The organism is Paenibacillus sp. J22P143, from assembly GCF_059692035.1.
The window spans coordinates 1-7,193 of sequence record NZ_JCAUAQ010000055.1; the positions used below are offsets into that span (position 1 = coordinate 1).

Genomic DNA, 7,193 nt, shown 5'->3' on the forward strand with positions numbered 1-7,193 from the left:
CACGGAAAGATGACCCCCATTGTCATTGATGGAAGCCGAAATATCGAGATTAAAAACGCTACAATTGATTTTGAGCGGCCTACGATGTCCGAAATGCGCGTGGAGGCGATCGAGGAGACATCGATGGATTGTGCCATACACCAGGATTCCTGGTACAGAATCGAAAGAGAAAAGCTGGTATGGAGCGGCGAGGGTTGGTGTTATACGTCAGGTCCTGCACAAGAATTTGATCCGTACACAAATCGAACTTGGCGAACATGGAATCCAGCTTCGGAGGCGATTCGTGCGGAGGAACTCGAACCTTTCAAAGTAAGATTTCATTACAAGAAACGGCCCGATACGAGCTTAGGGCATATTTTTCAGATGCGTGATGGCATACGCGATCAAACGGGGACTTTTATTGTTAGAAGCAAGAATATTGTATTTGATCAGATTCATTTTGGCTATATGCATGGGTTAGGCTTGGTGGCTCAGTTTACAGAAGACATCACATTCCGGAATCTTACATGTGCGACAAGAGCGGAATCAGGGCGAACGGCATCCGCTTTTGCCGACTTTGTCCATTTGTCGGGGTGTAAAGGTCGAGTTGGCATTTATAACAGCACATTTTGCGGGTCGCATGATGATGTCATCAATGTGCACGGAACACATTTGAAAATCATGGAGATGGTTGGCGACAAAGCGTGTGTGGTTCGATTCATGCATCATCAAACGTATGGTTTTGATGCTTATTATCCGGGTGATCATGTGGATTTTATTCATCGTTCTAAGTTAACTGCAATTGGAAGCAGCACCATTCAGAAAGCCAAACGAATCAACTCGCGGGAAATTTGGCTGGAATTCACAGAGCGAATCCCTGACGGCGTTTGCCTTGGCGATGTGATCGAAAATGTAAGCTGGAACCCTCAGGTGGAGATTATAGGGAATCGCTTTTCGTCCGTGCCGACCCGTGGCATACTTGTTTCTACACGGGAAAAGATAGTTATACGGGATAATACGTTTGACGGGATGCAGATGAGCGGTATTCTCATTGCGGATGACGGCGAAAGCTGGTTTGAATCGGGTATGGTACAGGATGTGACCATTTCAAATAATCGTTTTATTGAATGCGGCGAACCTGTCATTCTCATCAAACCGGAAAATGAAGAAGTTCACTACCTGAGTCCCGTGCATCGGAACATTACGATCGAGCATAATTTTTTCTATTTGGCTGGAACAAGTCTAGTTGATGCCAAAAGTACGCAAGGTTTGGTGATCAGAGGGAATGAAGTGGCAGGCACGAGCTACACAAGGAAACCGCTGGTGAGCCTGGAAGCATGTTCGGATGTGCTCGTAGAAGATAATAATTTCCTCATGCAAAATCAGCGAATGCACATCACCAATATGCCGGTAGAAGCCGTGACAATGGATCCCTTACGACCACTTTTATTGGAAACAGCGACAAACGAATGAAAAGGTGACTTAATAAATGGGAATGAATGAGCAATCGACGAACCACACGTTGTGGTACACGAATAAGGCTTCGCAATGGGTGGAAGCATTGCCTATCGGCAACGGTAGACTCGGCGCAATGGTGTATGGAGGAACCGATCAAGAGCGAATCGATTTGAATGAGGATACGTTGTGGTCTGGATTTCCACGGGACACGAACAATTACGACGCCATTCGACATTTACATTCTGCTCGGGAACTAGTTGCATCGGGTCAGTATCGAGCAGGCGAAAAGCTCATCGAGCAGCATATGCTCGGTCCATGGCATGAATCGTACATGCCGCTAGGCAGTCTACTGATTCAACAATTCGGAATTAGTCAGGAAGAGAATTACCACCGAGAGCTGGATTTGCAAATTGGAATAGCGACTACTTCATTTGTGAGTGGAGGGATAACTTATAAACGCGAGACGTTCGTCAGCATGCCTGACCAGCTAATAATCGTGGGATTTAGCTGCTCGGAGGGTGGAAAGTTATCGCTGAGTTTCAAGTTAGAAAGTTTGCTCCATAGCGCTGTACGAAGTCGAGGCAATAATGAGCTTATCTTGGAAGGCACGTGTCCGAGCCATGTAGAGCCGAACTACATCGAAGATCATCCGAGTCCGATTCTGTATGAAGAAGATAGAGGGATGCGCTTCGAAACGCGTTTGAGAGCGTTTGCCTCAGGAGGGAGCTGTGTAGTAAACGGGGAAAGCGTGCTTGAGATCCACGAAGCTGATACCGTTTATGTATGCTTGGCTGCCACAACTAATTTCTCGGCGAACGGTAAGGAACGCATAGTTGCAGATAAAGATTTGTCGCGCGTTTGTCGGCAGCAGCTCGATGAAGGAAGCAGTAAAACGTATGCTGAACTGAGAGAGAGGCACATGCAAGACTTCCAGTCACTTATGGGGAGAGTCAATCTTAAGTTGGAGGAGACGGAAACATCTTATCTACCGACAAATCTCAGGCTCGAAGCTGTTCGCAGCGGATTCGAAGATCCGCAGTTGGCGGCGCTATATTTTCATTATGGCCGCTACCTATTAATATCGAGCTCACGTCCCGGCTCGCAGCCCGCTACTTTGCAAGGTATTTGGAATCGAGAGCTCAGACCACCATGGGGCAGCAACTGGACGACCAATATTAACGTTCAAATGAATTACTGGCCTGCTGAAGTGTGCAATCTAAGTGAATGCCATGAACCACTGCTCAACTGGATTCGCAGGCTCAGTCATGAAGGAAGAAGGACGGCAGAGATCCATTATGGTTGCAGCGGCTGGACGGCGCATCACAATGTTGATCTATGGCTCGATAGCTCACCCGCAAACGGGCAGGCTGTATGGGCGTTCTGGCCCATGGCAGGGGTTTGGTTATGCGCGCATTTGTGGGAGCATTATGCATTCACCCTGGATCACAGCTACTTGAAAGACAGTGCGTATCCTGTGATGAAAGAAGCTGCGAAATTTTGTTTAGACTGGCTCATACGCGATGAGACTTCAGGTTTTCTCGTGACGAGCCCGTCTACATCGCCGGAAAACAAATTCATTACCGCGGATGGTGAACCTTGTGCGGTTGCAAAAGCTTCTACCCTAGATCTTCTCTTAATTCGCCAGCTGTTCCAAAATTGCATCGCCGCAGCGGACTTACTTGAAAAGGACCGCGAATATAGCAAGGAATTACAAGATGCGCTGTCACAATTATTCCCACTAAGGATTGGTGGACGCGGACAGCTTCAGGAATGGGCGGAAGATTTCGCCGAGTGGGAACCTGGGCATCGACATCTATCCCATCTGTATGGGTTGTATCCTGGAGACTTGATTCAGCTCGAACGGGATACGGAGTTGGCAGTAGCTTGCCGTCATTCCTTGGAGCTTCGAATGGAACACGGCGGCGGCTATACAGGCTGGAGTTGCGCATGGAGTATGGCGCTATGGGCAAGATTACAAGACGGTGCGAAAGCTCATCAATGCTTTATCGAGTTAATGCGCGATTCAACGTTTGTGAACCTGTTTGACGGACACCCGTACATGGTTGACACGAGAATCGATTCTTCTAAGGCTATTTTCCAAATTGATGGTAACTTTGGTGGGACAGCAGCGATTGCCGAGATGCTTTTGCAAAGCCATGCAGATGAGCTCCACCTCCTGCCCGCGCTTCCTGAACAGTGGTCAACTGGAGAGGTTATCGGGTTGAAGGCCAGGGGAGGATTTACCGTCAGTATGGAGTGGCAAAGTGGGAATCTGCTGAATGTTTCAATACTCTCCGTATACGGGGGGATGTGCCGCATACGATCGAAGGACAATTTGCTGATCTCAGAAGATACGAAGTTTGATCGTTCAGCGGTCGACATTACGTTTGAGGACGGTAATTATAGGTTTGTTTTTCCTACTGAGCCAGGGCAGCGCATTGTATTTGAAGTAGGCTAATGCTTGAAAGACGATGGCGATTAAATTCAACTAAAATACCAGCTTTGTACCGATGCATACGAGCACTAAGAGCTGCCGTGGAACCAAGTGTTTGCTGGAAGGCTTCATTTTCATCTTCACCGATCGGCAGAATTTGGAGAGCATGTAACTCTAGTCTATTAAGCATTTCATTGATATATTGGTTTTAGCATCTGTTTATTCTTCTTTGTTGTTGGATTGGACTTACAACAATACAGGATTGGCAGATGTTTTTTCATGTTCAGATTTAGTTTATAACGTCAAGAACTGATTTCTGTTTGGGCCATAAAAATATAAATCAACTAGTCAAATTAGTATATTTATTTTAGATACTACTAGGTTTACACTAAAAACATCAGTACCGAATAGCTAAACAATAAAGCTATTAACATCTGTCAAATAAGATAAATCAAATGAATGAGGTGGCATTATGAGGGGGGGGTGATAAATACTTGGAATGATAACAGTTCAAGCATTAAAACAAGGGATATAATCATTCCTTACTGATTTTTGGCGGGTCTGCCTAAATTAGGGTAAAGTGGCTTGACGACCGGAAGTAGGCTATCTAGTCCCAATTAGGTATAAGGATTATCGTGGTTAGTAACTATTTTTTATTATTTTAAGGAGGATTATTATGAGAGAACTGATGCAAAAACCTTTGCGCCGCTTTATAAGTGTGATTCTCGCAGTATGCATGTCGTTTTCAGCCTTTCTAGTTACACCTGTATCGCCGAAAGCATTAGCGGCTGAGAACGACGATAGCAACCAAGTACCAATGCGCAGGGTGATCGATAAGAATCATCCCGTGGACCTGTTTACGTATTATATTACCGACGGTTTCGATACACCGAGTACTAAAGGCGAAGCGGCAAACGATCCGACACTTGCGAGTAAAGAATACGATGATAACGTTAATAAAATCGAAGATATCATCGCAGCAACGCCGGAAGATTTGAGAGATTCTTTGGTTATTTTATTAGTCGGCCATGGAGACAGAAAGGTTAATCCAGACGGTACCCTCAACCCTACATCAACGCATAATGATTATACGCAGACGATGCAGACATACTATCAATTTGCTGATATCTGCGAAAAACTAGGCGTAGACTTTATCGTTCAGCAGATACAGGGTGAATCAAGAACGGACTTTTTCATTCCTATGGAAGATTTCCAACACATGGCGGATAACTACGAGCATTTTATCGGTTTCAATATGGCGGAGCTTGATAACAGTGTGGGCTGGCGCGGAGACGTGTATGGCAATCAGTCTACGTATATTGCCGACGCGATTAACTTCTCTGGCAAAAACGGAATGTTCGTTTTCTGGAAAGATTCAAACAACGGCCAATTCCAAAATGGATTGTTTTTCGATTATTTGCAGAATAATCAATATCTGTACGATTCGATGAAAGCAAATCATAAGAACGTTGTTCTGATGTACAAGCAAAGTTATATCGATATTGAAACCGCTTCCACGCTTCTAGGACTTTGGCTCGGGGGATTTGCTGATAACTGGGGCATCGCGCCTGACTGGTGGGGATATGGCAACGTAACGAGCATTAACGGCCAGGGGCCCAGCAGAATGAATGCGCCTGATACACAGTACGCCATGAATCTGATGCGGTCTTTGATGAACGGCGGCACGGTTACATGCGTTGAAGCGGGCTATTATGCGATGAATTCGTATGGAACGCGTATCGCTTCGGCTATGAATGTCATGTATCCTTTATATCAGGATATGAAGCATGGTCGGCTTTCCATTCCGTCCAAAGAACAAGTCCTCGCCAATGTTAAGGCCGTAGCTCTCGGACGTGCAGCGTATGGCGGTATGGGTGACGGTGGCGGTGACATAGCGAATTATACAGACTTTACTTGGAAGCCTATCGATCCTACATTGAATGGAACTGGTGTCAATCAGGCTACGGGTAAATACGGCTTGATTCCTTCTTTGCCGTTGAATACCGACGAACAAGTGTTACAGAAGTTCCGCGATGCAGGTATCAAAATCGTTACGACGAAACAGGATCAGTCGTATTACGACACGCTCTATCCCGATAACACATTGCCCGGTACAACGGCGTTTGCACAGAACGTGGCGAATACACAGTGGTGGTTCATGAACAGCACTTATGTGAGTGAAACGTATGCACGAACGAATAAGGACAGAATGCAGACGGCAAAAATTGTGCCCGTTCAAAACATGACAACAAGCGTGGATATCACGATGCCCATCGCCGACTTCGGATATATGAATGAGGTGGAAGGGGGTATGAACTTCACGTTCAACAACTATATCATCGACCACCGTAATATGCCCGGAGGATATCAGTGGCCACCTTTCTATAGCTTAGCTTACAGAAAACAGGCGAACGGAACATACGATGCTAGAAACGATGACAGCCTTGCAACGTCCGGACGTAAGACCACGATTAAGTTGTATAACCAGACTAAGAAGCCGGAAGTTACATTTATTGATTACAACCCTGCCGTTTACGGTATCCAAGACATTTATGTAACGCCCCCATATGCATATACAGAATTGTTCGAAAATGGCGTGTATACGCTGGAAATTAACCACAACGGGAAGGTTGATTTCAATATTAAAACCTATCCGGATGGCACGGCGAAGAAAGAGCTCGGGTTGAATTACGCCAATGCGGAAGCGTTGCGTGCAGAAATCGTGAAAGCGAGCGCTGTTAATACAACCGGTAAAACTGCAAGCTCGGTTCAGCTTTTGACGGATACGATTTCCAAGGCGCAAACGGCTTTGACGGAAAAGAATGCGGCGGTCTACACAACGATATTTGACAGACTAGTCTATGCGCAGGGAAAACTAATCTCGAGCGCAAATGCATCCGCCACGACGTCTATTGTATCAAATGCTACCAACAACAGATTGGAATTAAGTAAATTTAATAAGACTCCTGCCAAGTTAAAGATTACAGGCTTTACACCCGCAAATCCGGCTGATGTTTTTCTTTCTTACGAGGTAAATGGTGATAGTGCTGATGTAAAACAGATAACGAATTATGATTATGAGATTACGCCCAAAAAGGCGGGCCAGCTCACAATCACTTTCAGAACGATGTCTGGAACCAGTCCGGCACTGGTCGTAACCGTTGAAGTATATGAGTCGTCGTCTCTGGTGTACCGCAACGTTGCCGCAGATGCTACGGTCATCGGTCACGGAAAGTTTACAAACGCCCAGAATCTTGTAACACCAGGCCAATATGCTTCTCTTCATACCGGACTGACTGCGAATAGAAACTATAAGCAGAAC

3 protein-coding genes are annotated in these 7,193 nt (G+C 45.8%); all 3 read left to right on the forward strand.

Annotation, left to right across the window (positions count from 1 at the left end; all coding sequences use genetic code 11):
• Window positions 1-1,452 (forward strand): right-handed parallel beta-helix repeat-containing protein (locus AC58PQ_RS29335; RefSeq protein ID WP_497247898.1); only part of this gene is annotated, 1,452 nt, incomplete at its 5' end.
• 16 nt (window positions 1,453-1,468) lie between these two features.
• Complete coding sequence (locus tag AC58PQ_RS29340; RefSeq protein WP_497247900.1) at window positions 1,469-3,895, forward strand: glycoside hydrolase family 95 protein; 2,427 nt, start codon at window positions 1,469-1,471, stop codon at window positions 3,893-3,895.
• 652 nt (window positions 3,896-4,547) lie between these two features.
• Window positions 4,548-7,193: glycosyl hydrolase family 98 C-terminal domain-containing protein (locus AC58PQ_RS29345; RefSeq protein ID WP_497247902.1), on the forward strand; the 2,646-nt coding region annotated here is incomplete at its 3' end.